This window comes from Ectopseudomonas chengduensis (assembly GCF_900102635.1).
In the GTDB taxonomy this organism is placed as follows: domain Bacteria; phylum Pseudomonadota; class Gammaproteobacteria; order Pseudomonadales; family Pseudomonadaceae; genus Aquipseudomonas; species Aquipseudomonas chengduensis.
In genome coordinates, this window is the sequence record NZ_FMZQ01000007.1 from 162,965 (window position 1) to 178,462 (window position 15,498).

The window sequence follows — 15,498 nt, forward strand, 5'->3', positions numbered from 1 at the left end:
CTGAGTACTGACTGAAGCGCATCCGAACAGAAGGCATAGGACATGAACGATCTGACCACCAAGGAATCCCGCGATGAGTTCGAGCGCATTGAGCGCTTCCAGAGCCTTCAGTCCGGCGAGTACTGCACTGCGCGCGAGGATATCCCGGAGGAGGACATTCCTGCCGGCGAGACGCTGCTGATCCTTTCCATCGATTGGGTGGATGGCGCTGCGCACACGGTTACCTTGCGGGCACACCCGCGCCATTACGGCCGCACCAAGAGCAAGCACAAGTTCCGGATCAAGGATTTCCTCGACAAGTTCGATCACGAACCAAGCGCTTCGCAAATTCGCGCGGCCGAGGTCAAGGAAGTGCAGGGTCGCGTGTTCGCGCTTCAACAGGAACTGGTCGACGTACAGGCCAGCCCGGAGAAGATGCAGCGCATCGTAGCGGAGGGCCTTGCAGCCGAATCTGCGAAGAAGCCAGGCGCAAACCCCGATAACCTGCCGGCCGTTATCCCTTCAGACGCACCGCCACCTTTAAACCTGGGGACTGCACTGACCCGTGGCATCAATGAGACTTCAATTCGTGCCCTAACGATGCAGGCTGAGCATCATCTGGCGGTAGTGACGATCCAGAAGAACTGGATCACCAGCAAGTCGAATGAAATTACCCAAGCCATTAGTGCTATGACGCCGTACTTCGAGGAGCAGGGTGCAGCCGTTCTGGCCCAAACCGAAGAAATGCAGCGCTACGTCAAGAAGGTGGTGGACGGTATCGAATCGCTCCAGCTCTATGTCGGCAGCGAAGTCCACGTGGAAAAGGTGCGCGAAGGCAAAAGCGCCCCTGCCGGCGTGCCGCTGAGTATCATGCAAAGTAAGCTCATCATGGTTGAAGAGTTGTCGGTCTACGCTGACGTTACGCCGCGCACTGACATTGCGGCGCTTAAGCTGTTTCTGGAGCTGCTGGGCACTGAACAAGGCCTGGTCGATCAGATTTTTCCGACTGAGCGCTGCGTCGTCTGCATGGCCTCGAACAGGAAAGACATCACCTACTCCGATTCACTGGTCTCGATGGTGCGCAATATCGAGAACAAGAAGGTCTTTCTGCTCGTGCGTGACGGCGAGAACATCCACATGGTGTTGTCCCCGGTTGAAACGCATATCGGTGCTGATCGGCTGTTTCCGACCCGCGACGAGGTGGATCGTCTCTTTCGCGGTTTCGATGGAAGCGACATCACGTTCGACAGCCTGGAGTACACCAGCTCGCTTAAGAGCTTTGAGCGCCAGGCCCTGCACTACAAGCGTCTGCTTATCCTACTGTGCGGCCTCGATCATCGATTGAAGCTGTTCGGCGACTTCTACGAAGGCCCGCAGGACTTCAGTTTCGTTTCGCTCGACTTCCAGGAAGCTCACTTCAACTTCATCCGCGACGATGATGCCTCGGCAATGATCAGTGGTGGCGAGCAGATCGAGGGTGTAATCAACTGGTTCTCTCGGATGAACCGTTACCTGGCCTCTGGGAGTCGTGTTCTTGGGCTTTGGGGTGAGGTCATTGACGAGAACTCTGCTCCAGGTGCCCATCGTATTCGTGCCCACTACTATGGGGAGCCTGATGTTCGCATTGCCTACCAGGATGGCAAGGACGTTTGCGTTGAGTTACCTGTCAGCCGTTTCTCCGACAACACGCCGACGAACGTGAAGGTCATGCCGAAGCGCTCAAGTCGTGAGCATACCTTCCAACTCATGCCCTACCTGGTGCTCGACGCAGTAGAGCCCGAGGAGATTCGGCACTACATCTACGACCGCAAGTCGCGTGTCGACCAGCTGTCCTACATCCGCATGTTCAAGCAGGCACTGAGTTTTATTGAGGCCGAGCGCGCCGCAGAGGTCCCTGCACGCGCGCACCTGCGCGCCTCCCTGATTGCGGGTGGTGTTGTACCAAGCGAGGATGCCGAGGGGCTTGTAAGCCATGCTGTGCGCCTTTGGCGTGCCTCCAATCGTGGGGCAGCACTCCCTACCCTCGACCAGGGCTTTGATGCTCCAGGCTGGAAAGCATTGATGGAAGTCATGTACCTGCTGGCGCATGCAGGCCGTGACCAACTCCACCGTGTTGAAGAGTTCGCTGCTCGGATTGATCTGGCTCCTCTCCGGCTGGTTGTGACCGGCAAAGGACAGCTGGTCCTGTATGCCGCGCCCAAGCCGGCCGAGCGCGATAATCGACTCACGCCCCACGTATGGGTGCATCGGATTGTGTTGCGCCTTGGGAAGCGGGCCGTGACTGAGCTGTACCGCAAGTGGGATCGCCTACCAAGCATGTCGGCATCCGAACAAACGGTGAAGCAGTTCGATGCCGCTGCCGACTGGCTGGGTTCGTTCTCCGGGTTTAAGTCGCAGGAGCAGAAGGACCAGGTACTCGCTAAATGTGAGCAGGGCGTTGAGTACCTGCGAGACCTGATCGGCAACAAAGAGGCTTTTTCTAAGCTCGCTGCCCGTTACGCTGCCGTGCGCCAGAGCTGCATCCACCGCACCAAGCGTTCTTCCAGGGTACGGAGTCCTGTGCTGACCGTTCCGATAGGTGTTACTTGGGGTAAGAAGGATGGGAGCCGTGAACGGCTCTATGTACTGGCGCTACGGGCACATAATGCTGAGAGTTTCATTGCAGCGATTTCGCCGTCGTCAGAGTTCCGCGAGGCGTTCAAGCTGATCTTCGTGCAGGCCTTCGCTAACAAGGTAAGCAATGCGCGTGAGTACGATGGATATCCATCTATGTCGCGGGTACTTTCGACCCTTGACCTAGTGTTGATTCCCCGCGAAGAGGCGCTGAAGCTCGATGACATCCCTCTGCATCATCCAGATGCCATTCGGTATGAGAATGCGTACTACAGCAACAACTCATCGCGAGTGCCCACGCTGGATAAGTTGGTTCCAGAGTTCATCAGCTACAGGCCGGGTCGCATGAGCGTATGGCTTGCCGGCGGTCTTTCTGTCACTGAGCGCACGGGTCTCGACAGGATATTCGGCATTGAAGTCGACATTGAGAAGTACCAGCCAGGCTCGATTCATCAGTACAGCTTCTTCCGTGGCGCTATGGGCAACAAGTCACCCTACGAGGTGATCTATGTTGCCCTCGGCGAAGGCGAGAAGAGCCCGAGGTTGGACTTTGCTAATGACTACTCGGTGAGTGGGTCATCGAGGCAATGGCTGCTCCCCGAGGAGTTCACGGTTATCGAGGCTGAGCTTAACGCCGAGGAAGGCTTAATCCGTGGTGATGACCTGCCTGAAGGCATGCCACGGCTCGGATATGAAGGCCTCGGCTGTTGGTACAAGCTGTACAAGCCGAGTTGAGTTGTGGCCATAGCGCGGAACAATCCAACCGGCGATGAGCCGGTTCGTAAACTGAACACGAGAATGATGACCATGAACCAGATCGTACAGCCCGAGGGTGCAACCGAGGCCGTTTCTCCCGCCGAGCTGAAGAAGCGGCGTAAAGCGACCGATGCTGTGATCATCAAGATGATCCCGAAGCTGGTGGAGGCTTTTCAGTGGCGGGTTGATGATCAGCTTCGTGAGGTTAGCCAGAAGTTGGTCGATGCTACCGAGGAGAACTATCCGTCGGTTCACCGTAGCCTGGAGCGTTTGCTGCGACAAACCATGGCCAAGCCGACGGCGCTTCCTCGCAAAGCCCCTGACAATCTTGTAGCACTGGAACAACCGCGCCTCTTGCTGGAAAAGGTTGTACTGAGCCCATCAGTTGAGCGGCAGGTGCTCGACATAATCGCCGAGAATCATCGGCAAGAGGAACTGGCTGCGTTTGATCTCGCGCCTCGGCATCGGGTGTTGCTTCATGGCGAGCCAGGAAATGGGAAAACTATGCTGGCCGAAGCTCTGGCCGGAGAATTGGGCGTTCCCTTTCTTCGGGTGAAGTACAGCGGCCTGATCGCGAGTCACCTCGGTGAGACCGGAAAAAACGTCGAGGCGATTTTCGACTATGCGGCTAGTGGCCCGTGTGTCGTCTTCCTGGATGAGTTCGACGGAGTGGGGATCAAGCGCGATCAGACCGGCGATGTTACCGAGATGCGTCGTGTGACTAACCAGCTACTGATTTCCCTGGATCGCCTTTCGCCGCACTGTATGTTCGTTGCCGCCACCAATAGCGTGCAACTTGTTGACGAAGCACTGCTTCGCCGTTTCGACTTCAAGGTCGAGATCACAGCCCCTGACACCGAGCGCTGCTTGCGCATTGCACAGATGGAACTCGCAAGGGAGAGGACGCCTGGTAAGGACGTTACCCACCTGGCGGATCAGATAGCCAAATTGGGGCTGAAGAACCTAAATGAGGTGGTGAACCTTTGCCGGCAGATTCGTCGGGACCTGGTGTTGAACGACGGCGCTGGTGTAGCCGATATCGTCCAGAGTGTTCAACGAGCATGAGTGGTCTTGCCCTTATCCCTGTGGCGCAGATTGAAGCCCTCCAAGATGACGTGATCGTCCAGGGAGGGCGAAATAAGCGCGCAATGTTTGACGCGGCCCCTTGGCTCGCTGACCTCGATCAAGAAGTGTTTAGCGCCGCTCAGCAGCCAGGCAGCCAGCGTGCGAAGTACAATCGGCTGAAGAAGTTGGCAGACCGGGTATCAGCTGCGGCCGAACCCCATGTCGCTTGCCGTAAAGGGTGTTCAGAGTGCTGCAATATTGCTGTGGTGATCACCAGCTTCGAGGCGGAGCTGATTGGGGAGGTGATACGGAAGAAGCCGCTAAAGGTCGGCGTTCGGCATGATGACCTGAGTCTGCGGGAGAAGTACTTTGGTCAGCCGTGCACTTTCCTTAGAAATGGCATGTGCTCGATTTACGCGGATCGGCCGCTGGCATGTCGTACCCACTTCAATCTCAGTGACACCTCGTTGTTTTGCAGCACCGAGATTCCTCCCGAGGACAGTCGTGTTCCGAATCTCGATTTCCGCGCATTCTGGGCATCGTATGGGATTGCGTTCTACGATGCCCCGAGGGCCGACATCCGTGAGTTTTTTCCAGGAAAAGGGTGAAGCAGCATGAAGATCGATTTACAGGTGGACTACCACCCAAGCGGTAACCGGACGCTCAAACAGCGCAACGAAGGCCAGACCATGTGGGTCGATCTACAAGAGCCGAAAGGCTTGCTGGCGAACCCTGATATGGGCGTGTTCTACCGCCAGGTGGCGAAGCATTTGGGTGATCTTGTGGCCATGGGGCATGAGGTCAGCTACGCCGACACTTCTGCTGACTGAGCGCGGCGATGTCTGAATCAGGGGTAAACGCAGCTGAGGTGCCCAATGGCCCTGCGCCAGAGCGTGACTGCCCTCACGGTCAGTTGGCCCGCGCATGCGAACGCTGCGCGGACGCTGCTGAGATTGCCGAGTTGCGCGAGCGTGTCCGCTTGCTGGAGCTGGCCGAGGAGGCTGCTAAGGAAGCCTTTGGCCATGTGGTACAGCAAAAGCGCGCCGCTGAGGCGCGATGCAGGAAGCTTGAGGGACAACTGACAGGCGCTTACGCGCAAATTCGCGTTCTGCAGAGTCCCACGTCAGAAACAGGCTCGACTACTCGCTGAGCAGCGTTACCTACGAAGGTTGTGCGGCCGGTGCAATAGCCGCAGGCTGTGCTGGTGCTGGTGCTGGTGCTGGTGCTGGTGCTGGTGCTGGTGCTGGTGCTGGTGCTGGTGCTGCCGGGCATCCCATCCAGCTTGCCCAGGATTGCGGGAATCTGTCGAAGGTAGCCAGCCACGGTTTCAGTTGGGGTTCCAGCCAACCTATTACCTCCAGGCACACCTGGTAGCTGTGGCGCATATCTGGTTTCAGCCATAGCAGCGCGTCGTGATGTGCTGCGCGATTGCGCAACTCACGGGCCGCGTTGAGTGCTTTCGATATCTCATGCCGCTGGCGCTTCTGCTTTGGGCAGCGAGGGAAGGCGAGGCGCAACTCCTTCCATAGCTCCACCTCGTGTCGCTTATTGAACAGCGTGGTCCAGAACCCGAAGCTGAGTTCAGAGACGATCCGGTCTGGTGTTGCCGCGTGAGCCTTGAGGCCGATCTTCTGCTTTGTGCTCGCGATTTCCGCTACGTCCTTCGCTGTGAACGTGGCCACCGCTTCCCACCAGTCAGCGCGTGCATACTTGGTCTTCAGCTGCAAATGCACGGCATTTCTGAGCGCCACCTCCAGGATGTGGAGGCAGGGCATGATCGATTCGGCGAGTTGAAGGTTGTGCAGGTACGCGACAGCGGCTTCAGCACCGCGCGGATTCGTTGCATAGCGTACAATGCGGGGCTTAGAGAAGATGCTCTCAAGCAGCGCGCCCGGAATTTGGTTACTCAAATTTGCACATCCTGCTGTCGCGTATTATATTGGTCTCGCAGCCCTAGGCCGCCCTCTCCCAGAAGTCCCTAATGGTTCATGCTGGTGATGACGCTAGGTAAGTATCCATGGCCCCGCTCTGCGGGGCCATCCCATTTCTGGGTCAGGGAATTATCACCCAATCGGCCTGGAGCGCGATACCAGCGACGCGATCAGCTTTCTAGTGCGCCGCCTTCCGCAGCAACTTCCGGCTTTGCTTGGCTGCTCGCTGCATTCCCCAGAACGGACTTCAGATGCTTGTAGTAGCGGCGTGCTGTGCGTCCGCTGAGTAGGCCCAGGATCACGCACGCGGCCATAACGGCCAGGTACGTGGAGACCTTTTCAGGCTCACGTTGCATGTTTGCGGCCAGGCTAATGACCATGAGCGCGTTGGCGAATGCGAATGCTGAGGTTCCGACGAGCCACTTCAGCATTTGTTGGTTGCTACGAGATTCGTTCATCGCTGCGTCTCTTTGATGGGTGCTATCGTTGAGTGCGTTCCTGGTTGCGCGCCAAAGCCCTCTGGAAAAAGAAAGCGTAACTCCCGGCGGCTCCAAGCCCTGCCACGACACAGAAAGCCCGAGCGGGGCCGGCAGCGGTGTAAGGTAGCATTGCAAAAACCACGGTCGCGGCTGTAAGTACAGTCGATGAGACCAAAACCAGCCCGAGCTTTCCGCTGCGCGCCGCGATAACTGCAGAGATGATCTGCATGATCACGAGCACGCTGGCTAACTGAGCGGCAAGCAGATTGATTTGCCCTTCAACCATCAACTCATACCCCTGAATTTCTTCGAGGTCGTAGGCTCTTGCATGGCGATGGGCTTGTCCAGCGAAGAGTTCAGCGTGGAAAGTGTCGATTGAAGCTGCTCCACCCGCGTAGCCCCGCGCAGACGCGGCGTGATGTCCTCTGGTGCTTGAGCGCGCATCTGCCCGAACCCTTTCGCCAGCTTAGCCAGAGCTGCGGTAGCTGCGGGGACAGTCATGAACATCCATGCAGCCGCACCCTGAAGGTTTTGTCCAGTTGATGGCAGGTCGCCGCTCAGGGCCTGGCCCAAATAGCGCAGAGTCGTGTCTGGGGTAAGCGCTTGGTATGCCTTGAGGGCTTCTTTCCCTGCCTCGCCCAGTATCTGGGTTTGATGGGCGATTTCCATGCCAAATCCGGCAATGTAGGTAGCGGAACAAAGAGCGGTCGCGCAGACGGCGGCGGTCGTAGGATCGATCTTAGCCAGGCCTGCACAGAATTTGCCAAATAGAGCGTCTGAGGCCGCCTTCAAGCGTTGTTCAAAGTTCGAGGATTGCATGTGAGCCTCCGTCACGTGTGGCCTATTGGGTCGTCAATTCTTTCCGCAGCAAGCCTGTAAACCCTCGTGCCGCTTCAACCATCTCGGGCACGCCGTCATCCGTGAACATGAACTTGCCATTAGATAGGTCTGTTAGGAAGCATGCGTACACAAGCGACTTGTCGCGCAGATCGGCCTTCAGGTTGTCGCTTATGGAGCTTTCGCGGATTAGGGTGGCTGTGCCATCCAGGTCCTTGATCAGCTCGGAGATATCCAGTTCATGATGAAGCATGGCTGCACTCTCAGGTGTGATAAATAGTGGCAAGTATACACGTAATGATATTCTTATACCGTGTATATTGTTTCCCTGATCGAGCCTGGTCGAGCAACCTAAGCAAAGAGGTATTTTATGAGCAGCACTGCTGGCGAAGCCGGCCTGAAGGTCGGAGCGCGCGACGAACGCCTGAATTACGAATGGCATGAAAAAGAGTTGTTCCTGTTCAAGATCAACCCCAGCCGGAAGAAAGCTTTCTACGGGTTAGCTGTGGGCATGTTTGTTTTCGGATGGCTGATCTTTTCAAAAGAACCTATTCGTTGGGGAAAGGCCTACGAGGCAAGGGTGGAGATCGAAGAGTTGACGCCTCAGATGGCCCAGCTCGCAGCGCTCGGTAAGCCACATGCAGTTCTGTGGATGATCAGGAATGATGAGGCCACCCGTGATGCGTTCTTGAACGGCGATCACGCCAAGCTTAAGGCAATGGCCGAAGCCGGGGATGCCGAGAGCATGTATTTATGGGGCGTGCAGTACTTGGTACAAAAGAAGCCCCAGGAAGCACGTGAATGGATTGCTAAGGCGGCCGCTGAGGGCTTTCTTCCTGCAGTGAAGTACCTCCGTAGGGGCAAGTAGCTTGCGCTCTGCCTGGTGAGAGCTTCCGTATCGTTGGAGGGCCATCAGGCAATCTCTGCCGTGCTTCTGTTTTCCGTTGTGCGGTAAGTTGAAACTACCTAGAATGATGCTGGCGCGTTGTGCGCCTTAAGCAAGTTCACGAGTAGTTGGAGGCTGCCTGATGGTGGAAGCGAGTGAGCAGGGGTATCCGGACTTTCCAGTGCGCGACGTGCGGCGAATGTTCAGGGTCCTTGTCGCATTGGACAAGCTTGGTTCTTCCAGGCTGACCCAGTTGGTCAATGAGACCGGCTATAGCAAACAGAACATCCTCGATAGCATGAAACGGTCTGGCGCACAGCTCGGTGTGGTGATCGAAAAGGATGAAAACGAGTACCGCCTTGTGAGCTGGGGGCCGGCACTGAACAAGGCTGGCGTGAGAAAGCTACTTCGCGAGTCTGTATCCAGCAATGAATAAGGAATCGACCAATGCCTGATGCCAAAAACACGCTTGCCAAGATCAATTACTGGAACGACTGGGCGAAGCTCTCATTTTTCATGTTGTGCGTAGTGATAGCTGGTGTGGTAGCTATTTCTCAGTCCTCGACGCCAGTCACGGGCGAGGCCGCCATCGGCACAATCCTCGGAACCACTGTGATCGTAGGCTGGCTGATGTGGTCCCTCGTTATGCGGCAGTTCTGGCATATCCGATCCGAGGCTTCACCCGTTCGCGTGCGCAGTAACGGTCAATAAGCATGGCGAGGCGGGGAGGGTCGTTCCTAGACGCGCTTTTCAATCTGTCAGTGAAGATGCCCTGGTGGCTGAGCCTCGTTTTCGCGTTCTCGACCTACCTTATCTGCAGACATCTGGCTGGGGGCGAGGTAGGGGCTCTTTCTCATCTCGGCCACGGTGGGTACGCCGGCCAGCAGATTGTCATAATCTTCGCTATGTTCGCTCAGTATGTCCTTCCAGCTGTCTTCGTCCTCGGCTCTGTAGTTTCGTTGCTGAAGCGCACTCGCCGCGCGCGGCTCTTTACTTCGGTTGCTCGCTCTGCCGTACCCTCGAAGGCTTTGGAAAGCATCACTTGGCAGCAGTTTGAACAGGTGATCGGCGAGGCCTTTCGCAGACAAGGCTATCGAGTCGACGAAACTTCGAATGGCGCTGATGGTGGTGTTGACCTGGTGCTCTTCCGTGATGGTGAAAAGGCTCTCGTGCAGTGCAAGCAGTGGAAATCCGTAAAAGTGAGTGTCAATGTTGTCCGCGAGCTTTTCGGGGTCATGGCTGCCGAAGGTGCTAGCTGGGGTTTTGTGGTTACTTCCGGTGAGTTCACGAAGGATGCGAAGGCATTCGCCCGTGGCCGGAATGTCCGGTTGATCGATGGCGCTGTGATTGGTCAGTGGATGGCTGAAAATCGGCTGCCACCGCCCGCGCCTGAAGAAGCCATTGTGACGACTGCGTTGCAAATAGTGCGTTGCCCTCGTTGTGGTGGTGTTATGCAGACGAAGGAAGCGAAGAAGGGACACAGCGCCGGCAAGCTTTTCTGGAGCTGTGCTCACTTCCCCCGGTGCAGAGGAGCAAGGCCGCTGTGAAAGGTTATGACCGTTGGATTGATGAAGCAGTTGATCAGGGGCTGAGCTTTGAAGTCCAGGTATCTGGAAATGGTGACACCATCTGGGTGCACGCCTCAGACGGCTCAACCGTAGGCCGCTTCTCTAAGCGTTTCGGCATCGATCTGCATACCACCGTCGTTGCCCAGATGGCTGGGGCTGATCAGTGTCTAATGTGCACCCATGGTGCAGCTGGGGAGGAAGAGTGGGTGCGATTCCGAGAGGGTATGCTCAAGCACTACGGTTTCGTCGTGCCGGCCTCCGCGTTGGCTTTCTGAATAAAGCAGGCGAACCAGCGCTCATTGGTCGGCATGCAAGTCCTGCAAAGCTCAGGTGTTCTTAAAGTTCCGAGAAGCGAAGATCAAGGCGAAGGGACCTACCAGCAGGACAAGGCTCAAAAGCATCCATGCCGCACCAAATGCAGCCTCCCCTGGTTCATAAGTGGGGGACAGTACTCGTAGATATGCACCCCCAGCACTAAGACCCCTGGCAAGCAGGAAGAGCCCTGCAAACGCTACGGCATGCCGCCAGCCCTTCTTAAGATTTAGGTGCTCGATAATGTTGGACAGCCAAAGAAAGCCGACGGCAATGGTTGCGAGCACGGCAACCCAGAACAAGACACTGGCAGCGTCTGCCATCATCGCATACCAGAACGTTGCCTCACTTTGTAAGCGTTCTGCAAGAATACCTGTAGCGCTGGGCTCATTATTCCCCATGGCTGAGTGTCCTCCTTTGTTCCGTTCTCAACGTAATGCTGGTATTCGCGGGGCTTAAGTTCCGCGTTTAATGCCGTGGCGGTACTTGCCGTTATCGTCAGAATTGATCAGAGAGCTTCTTCGTCCTGGCTGGCGTTCTTGTCGGTTGCGAGTGTCGGAGCAAGGGCATGCATTGAGAACGCTGTACTTAGAACGGCCTGCACGGTGCATTTGTAGGTCTTCGATGCTTTGCGGACCTGATCAAGAACATTGGTCCTGATCCGGCATGGGAGCGCCACCTTGTCAGCGCGCCCAGTCCTGCCAAGCCCATTGAGGAGGGAGCGCAGCTCTGCCTCATCCTCCCTCATCAATCTTGCAAATGCTTTCGCCGACCAATCGCCCCAATCATCGTCGCTCGCTTCAAATGCACGCCGAACGCTTTCGAGTTGCTCGTTAGTGAGCCAGACCGGATAGTTGACGGTCGTGGTTTCCACCGGGGTAATCGTTGTGCCGATGGGAGTACGAGTCATGCGCGGGCCTCTTCCTCTTCGGACTCATCGATCTTGTCGAGTGCTTCAAGAATTTGCTCCAGGGCTGTCGCGAGGAGCTTCTTGCGCGCGCGATCCGGTGCTCCGTGCCAAGTCTTGCGGACCCTTTCGAGACTCTCGCTGACTTCCGAGGGGATACCCTCGATCTTCGACAGAGCAGACAGCAGACGTGTACCGCCTTCTGTACCTGGCAGCCGCAGCTTGACCTGTGGCATGGGTGGGCGTGGCGTCTTGGCTCCGCCGTTGATGTTCGAGCTTTGTTGACCGGTTTCCTGGGGAGCGGCGGCCGGAGAAGCTGGAGGGGTATTCATCAGCTCGCGTAGGCGAGCTGATGCCGCCTCGTACGCAGTTCGTAGGCTGGTAAACCCGTTGTTGGTGATCTGCTCCAGCAGGGGATCATCTTCAGCAAGGCAGCAAAGCGCGCGGTAGTAGGTGGCCTGGGTTCGGCCGCAGCCGAAAACACCCATCATCAGGTCTACCGAGATTTCCCGGTTGTCTGGACCTAGCTCGCCTTTTAGAGCACCGCAGGTGCTAAGCACCTTGCGCAGTGAAAGAGTAATCTCAGCGACATTCAGGCCTGAACGCTGAAGGTTCTCGATCAGTCGCATCAGGTGAACTCGATCCTCGGGGACGAGTTGAAAAATCACCTGGTCGTGTGTGCGCCCTGCCATGAAAGCAGCGCTCCAACGACGCTCGCCGGTGATGATTTCACCAGTTGGCTGTGCAGTAATAGGCTGATCGATCCCGTTCTTGTAAACGCTATTGGAAAGCGAGAACAGCTCAGACCAGACCCCGTGCTCGGAGATTTTTCCCTGATCCAGTAGCTCCTTGAGGTATGCCTCCTGGCGAAGTCGCCAACGTTCCACGGCTTCTTTAGGCTGGATTTTGAACTCTTCAAGGCGCTCGCGAGTAACGCCGGCCATCTTCAGAGTGACCCAGCGCGGATTTTCAGGCGAAGGGTAGACCTTCGATAGATCGGCCTGCGCTTCATAGCGCCGTAGTGCCTTGTTCTCCATCTGACTAAGGGCCTGCGCGGCTACGGTTGCCTGGCTGTCGAGTCCGAGGCCGCCACCAATTATCTTTCTTGCGCTCATGCTCCCACCTCATGACCCAGCGCGGGGAGATCAGCCTTGATCTGCTCCCACAGATAGCGCACGAAGCGACGCGCTTCCCATTCGATGTTGGAACCTTCCAGGTCTGTTACCTGATCAGGCGCATTCCGGTAATCGTCTGTCTCGGCATAGCCGATTCGCTTTTCCATCCGAACAGGCATCAGGTAACGACCGAAGTTCGGGTGGTCTTCTAATGAGCGCAGCGTCTTCTTGTGCAAGATGACGTTCTTTTCGACCCGATTCGGCAGCAGGCCAAGGAAGCGCAGCGGGACATCGTTGCCACGGTTTTGAGCCTGGCGGCTCACATAGGTGATCATCGAGAGCACGCCGTCTACGGGCTGCGGCTCAGGAATGAAGGGGATGTAGACGTGGGTGCAAGCCGCCAAGGCCGCATCGATCAAAGCCGATTTAGTCGGCTGGGTATCAATGATGACGCAGCAGTATTTTTCAGCAAGCGAAGGGTCACGCAACCATTCGACCATTCGAGCGGCAAGAACTGGGACCTTCTCGTCTGGCATGCGCGAGGCTGCGACCATGAAGTTCTCATGGGCAGGGACGACATGAATGCGCGGGTTAGAGGTAGGGTAAGCAAGCGGCGCTACCGGCGAACCTGCGCCAAGAAGGTCAAGCCACAGATCACATACCGAGCTGTAGCTGAGGCCGTCAGTTGCTTCGGCCAGCTCGTCATGAGGGATCGGGATCACGCTACCGTCTTCATGGCTTACAGCGGCGAGCTGCCAGCGGCGAGTGGTGTTGGCCTGCGGGTCGAGATCGACGATCAGAACCGGCTTACCTTGATTGATCGAGATATCTTCGGCGAAACCTTGCGCCGCCACGCGGCTGCTAGTCGTTTTGCCTACGCCTCCCTTGTAGTTGACGCTGCCTACCACCGGCACAAAGGCCATGAGGACCCCCTTCTTGTTTGTGAGCCGCATCGCCTGCGGACTTGAGACGTTACACAGATAGGTTACACACCAAAGTTACACGGCGAAGTTACACGGCAAGATTCCACAAATCAAGTAAAATGGTCTAAACGGTATTATGATACCGTGGCATATATACCCATTGGGGAGGTGCTCTATGCGCACAGCGCAGCAGCAAAGTGTTCAGATACAGGAGATGTCGACGAGCCTTCGCGAAGGCATTCGACTGGCGCAAGAACGCCTGAAAGCGGCTGAGTTCATCGTGACTCGCGATAACGCCAGTCGCCTGAAGGTGGGCGGCTGGTTCGTAGCTGGGGTGATCGGCGTTGCTTCGTTAGCGGCCATTGCGGCGGCCCCAGCGGTAGCCGTCGTTGGCGCGGCTTTCGCGGCAAGCATCGGCACCGCCGGGGTAATGCTCGAATCGACGGCCCGGAAGCGGGAGGCAATTCAGGATGATGCGCGTGCTTTTCTGAAAGAAGCGCAATCGATCACCAAAGAGCTGCATGCGGCATACAACGAAGTGCGCCGCGAGATTATGCAGAACCAGTCGGCAACCAACGACTATTCCCCAAGTGCGGACATGATCCAGTACCAGGCTGATCGCGCGCGCATGGCCCAAGAACAGCAGCAACGGGCCGAGCAGCAGCAGAACCAGTCTATGGATCGTGGGCTGAGTGTCCGCAAGGATCAAGGCCCCCGCCTGGGCTAGCCCAGGACAACGCCCGGCTCAGCCGGGCCCTTACTAACACTCACGGCGCTCAGGTTCGAGCGCACCGCAGGAGGCAAAATGGCTTTCACGTTGCGAGACGGACTTCCAGCCGACGCCTATGCGCAGTACCGGCTCCATCTTGCTTGCCTGACCGGTGTTCCAGCCGATACCCGAGAGGACGAAGCTGCGAACCTGGTGGACGGTGGCTTTGACCGCGCAGTTCTGCACCTGCTGCTTGAGCTTTCAAATCCAGTTCCGGTGCGTATCCCGGCCGATGACGCGCAGACTGACGCCCCCAAATATTCGCCGGATTTCAGTCGAACCCTTTATGGCATCGCCAGCGGCATTGCTTTGGCTTTCACGGTTTTCGGCGAGAAAGATAAAGCCCTTCGCTGGCTGAAGAAGCCAAAGGACCGATTTGAAGGAAGAACGCCACTCGATGTTCTTCAGGATGACGAAGGCCAAGAGCAAGTCATTACCATGCTGGTCCAGATCGGCGAAGGTATCGGTGCATGAGCAGGAAGTGGCGCATGTCCCCGTTCTCCGACCTAAGCGGGCGTGGTGGTGTGATTGCACAGGGTAGGTGGCACCATGCAGGTCGCCCAGTGGTGTACCTCACAGACAGCCCATCATCGGCCATGCTGGAGACTCTTGTTCATCTTGAGATTGATCCAGAGGACCTGCCAAACACCTTCCAATTGCTTCAAGTTGATCTTCCTGATCACGTTTCCGAACAGCGCGTTGGCACTCTGCCAACTGGTTGGAGGGAAGATCAGGAGATGACCCGGAAAATCGGAGATGAATGGCTCGATGGCGGAGAGTCCCTGATACTCGAAGTCCCCAGCGCCATCATGCCTCATACCCAGAACTTCCTATTGAACCCTCAGCACCCGGAAGCTGCTGAAGCTTGTGTCAAAGCAGAGCGTTATCCATTTGACACGCGCCTCCTGAAAGGAGCGCTCAAGCGATGAGCAGCGCGGGTTTTTCAGGCAATGCCGCCGGTATTGAAAGAGTCGCCTATAGGCTCCCTGAAGAGTTGGGCGGTGATGAGGTAAAGACACTTGTACCGGAGGCATATCTGGGTGCCGTTGCCATGCGCTTCTGTCGGGGAGCTGGCCAGCGGTGTGCGATATTCAGTCGTTCGCTCGTTGCGGTCTTCCCGTCCATTGAAGAGGCCACGATGGCTGCGATTTTCGCTATCTGGCCAGATAAGGGCGGTTTCTCGGATGTGTACCTGGTTCCTGCCCCTGACGCTCAAGTGAGCCATCGACGTTGGTACGACTGGGCGTCAGCACCGGAACATGTTCCTCAACCATCACTGGAGGCTTTGCGCAATGGCTAACCTGATCAGCCGTGAGCCATGGTGGTTCCTTCCCCCGAATCCGGGCCAGGACGAGATG

The 15,498-nt window shown here is 56.8% G+C and carries 22 protein-coding genes; 13 read left to right on the forward strand and 9 right to left on the reverse strand.

All coding sequences use genetic code 11. The features are described from left to right. The first annotated feature begins 42 nt into the window (after nt 1-42). The 4 genes from BLS08_RS13255 (at nt 43) to BLS08_RS13270 (ending at nt 5,243) form a co-directional block, all read left to right on the forward strand. Entirely contained in the window at nt 43-3,327 is a 3,285-nt protein-coding gene (locus tag BLS08_RS13255) for a hypothetical protein (protein WP_069901335.1), read from the forward strand. A gap of 72 nt (nt 3,328-3,399) precedes the next feature. Then, nucleotides 3,400-4,413 carry an AAA family ATPase gene (locus BLS08_RS13260; RefSeq protein WP_075723469.1) on the forward strand — a complete coding sequence of 338 codons (1,014 nt, stop codon included), beginning with the start codon at nt 3,400-3,402 and terminating at the stop codon, nt 4,411-4,413. Continuing rightward, the gene (locus tag BLS08_RS13265; RefSeq protein ID WP_050412955.1) at nt 4,410-5,021 is read left to right on the forward strand and encodes a YkgJ family cysteine cluster protein; all 612 of its coding nucleotides are present in this window, start codon (nt 4,410-4,412) and stop codon (nt 5,019-5,021) included. Before BLS08_RS13260 ends, BLS08_RS13265 begins: the two co-directional genes overlap by 4 nt. 6 nt (nt 5,022-5,027) lie before the next feature. Further along, the gene (locus BLS08_RS13270; protein WP_017362388.1) at nt 5,028-5,243 is read left to right on the forward strand and encodes a hypothetical protein; all 216 of its coding nucleotides are present in this window, start codon (nt 5,028-5,030) and stop codon (nt 5,241-5,243) included. 330 nt (nt 5,244-5,573) lie between these two features. Here the strand turns inward: BLS08_RS13270 and BLS08_RS13280 are convergent, their stop codons facing one another. The 5 genes from BLS08_RS13280 to BLS08_RS13300 all read right to left on the reverse strand — a co-directional run bounded on the left by BLS08_RS13280 (nt 5,574) and on the right by BLS08_RS13300 (nt 7,913). Beyond that, nucleotides 5,574-6,323, reverse strand: a complete 750-nt coding sequence (locus BLS08_RS13280) for an Abi family protein (RefSeq protein ID WP_090336806.1) — start codon at nt 6,321-6,323, stop codon at nt 5,574-5,576. Nucleotides 6,324-6,514: 191 nt separating this feature from the next. Next, nucleotides 6,515-6,802, reverse strand: a complete 288-nt coding sequence (locus tag BLS08_RS13285; protein WP_050412953.1) for a hypothetical protein — start codon at nt 6,800-6,802, stop codon at nt 6,515-6,517. Nucleotides 6,803-6,824: 22 nt separating this feature from the next. Further along, entirely contained in the window at nt 6,825-7,109 is a 285-nt protein-coding gene (locus BLS08_RS13290) for a hypothetical protein (protein ID WP_017362392.1), read from the reverse strand. After that, entirely contained in the window at nt 7,109-7,642 is a 534-nt protein-coding gene (locus tag BLS08_RS13295; protein ID WP_050412952.1) for a hypothetical protein, read from the reverse strand. The genes BLS08_RS13290 and BLS08_RS13295 overlap by 1 nt, the downstream gene beginning before the upstream one ends. 22 nt (nt 7,643-7,664) lie before the next feature. After that, complete coding sequence (locus tag BLS08_RS13300; RefSeq protein ID WP_017362394.1) at nt 7,665-7,913, reverse strand: hypothetical protein; 249 nt, start codon at nt 7,911-7,913, stop codon at nt 7,665-7,667. A 117-nt stretch (nt 7,914-8,030) separates the two neighbouring features. Here BLS08_RS13300 and BLS08_RS13305 point away from each other — a divergent pair, with 117 nt between their 5' ends. From BLS08_RS13305 to BLS08_RS13325, 5 genes are all read left to right on the forward strand, one after another. After that, nucleotides 8,031-8,528, forward strand: a complete 498-nt coding sequence (locus tag BLS08_RS13305; protein WP_050412951.1) for an SEL1-like repeat protein — start codon at nt 8,031-8,033, stop codon at nt 8,526-8,528. A gap of 160 nt (nt 8,529-8,688) precedes the next feature. Continuing rightward, nucleotides 8,689-8,982: a hypothetical protein gene (locus tag BLS08_RS13310; RefSeq protein ID WP_017362396.1), complete on the forward strand. Its 294-nt coding sequence runs from the start codon at nt 8,689-8,691 to the stop codon at nt 8,980-8,982. An 11-nt stretch (nt 8,983-8,993) separates the two neighbouring features. Continuing rightward, nucleotides 8,994-9,257 carry a hypothetical protein gene (locus BLS08_RS13315; protein ID WP_017362397.1) on the forward strand — a complete coding sequence of 88 codons (264 nt, stop codon included), beginning with the start codon at nt 8,994-8,996 and terminating at the stop codon, nt 9,255-9,257. Between the two features lie 194 nt (nt 9,258-9,451). Further along, on the forward strand, nt 9,452-10,093 hold the full coding sequence (locus tag BLS08_RS26815; protein WP_170827786.1) for a restriction endonuclease: 642 nt from the start codon (nt 9,452-9,454) through the stop codon (nt 10,091-10,093). Then, the gene (locus BLS08_RS13325) at nt 10,090-10,389 is read left to right on the forward strand and encodes a hypothetical protein (RefSeq protein WP_017362399.1); all 300 of its coding nucleotides are present in this window, start codon (nt 10,090-10,092) and stop codon (nt 10,387-10,389) included. Before BLS08_RS26815 ends, BLS08_RS13325 begins: the two co-directional genes overlap by 4 nt. A gap of 51 nt (nt 10,390-10,440) precedes the next feature. Here BLS08_RS13325 and BLS08_RS13330 read toward each other — a convergent pair whose 3' ends face one another. The 4 genes from BLS08_RS13330 to BLS08_RS13345 all read right to left on the reverse strand — a co-directional run bounded on the left by BLS08_RS13330 (nt 10,441) and on the right by BLS08_RS13345 (nt 13,371). After that, entirely contained in the window at nt 10,441-10,827 is a 387-nt protein-coding gene (locus tag BLS08_RS13330; RefSeq protein WP_050412949.1) for a hypothetical protein, read from the reverse strand. 107 nt (nt 10,828-10,934) lie between these two features. After that, nucleotides 10,935-11,336 carry a hypothetical protein gene (locus tag BLS08_RS13335; protein ID WP_017362401.1) on the reverse strand — a complete coding sequence of 134 codons (402 nt, stop codon included), beginning with the start codon at nt 11,334-11,336 and terminating at the stop codon, nt 10,935-10,937. Continuing rightward, complete coding sequence (locus BLS08_RS13340) at nt 11,333-12,448, reverse strand: ParB/RepB/Spo0J family partition protein (RefSeq protein ID WP_017362402.1); 1,116 nt, start codon at nt 12,446-12,448, stop codon at nt 11,333-11,335. Before BLS08_RS13340 ends, BLS08_RS13335 begins: the two co-directional genes overlap by 4 nt. Further along, entirely contained in the window at nt 12,445-13,371 is a 927-nt protein-coding gene (locus BLS08_RS13345; RefSeq protein WP_017362403.1) for a ParA family protein, read from the reverse strand. The genes BLS08_RS13340 and BLS08_RS13345 overlap by 4 nt, the downstream gene beginning before the upstream one ends. Nucleotides 13,372-13,546: 175 nt before the next feature. Between BLS08_RS13345 and BLS08_RS13350 the strand changes: the two genes are divergently transcribed. The 4 genes from BLS08_RS13350 (at nt 13,547) to BLS08_RS13365 (ending at nt 15,440) form a co-directional block, all read left to right on the forward strand. Beyond that, entirely contained in the window at nt 13,547-14,098 is a 552-nt protein-coding gene (locus tag BLS08_RS13350) for a hypothetical protein (RefSeq protein WP_050412948.1), read from the forward strand. Between the two features lie 78 nt (nt 14,099-14,176). Then, nucleotides 14,177-14,614 carry an MbcA/ParS/Xre antitoxin family protein gene (locus tag BLS08_RS13355; RefSeq protein ID WP_050412947.1) on the forward strand — a complete coding sequence of 146 codons (438 nt, stop codon included), beginning with the start codon at nt 14,177-14,179 and terminating at the stop codon, nt 14,612-14,614. A gap of 14 nt (nt 14,615-14,628) precedes the next feature. Further along, entirely contained in the window at nt 14,629-15,069 is a 441-nt protein-coding gene (locus BLS08_RS13360; protein WP_231118705.1) for an RES family NAD+ phosphorylase, read from the forward strand. Continuing rightward, the gene (locus BLS08_RS13365) at nt 15,066-15,440 is read left to right on the forward strand and encodes a hypothetical protein (protein ID WP_017362407.1); all 375 of its coding nucleotides are present in this window, start codon (nt 15,066-15,068) and stop codon (nt 15,438-15,440) included. Before BLS08_RS13360 ends, BLS08_RS13365 begins: the two co-directional genes overlap by 4 nt. Nucleotides 15,441-15,498: the final 58 nt, after the last annotated feature.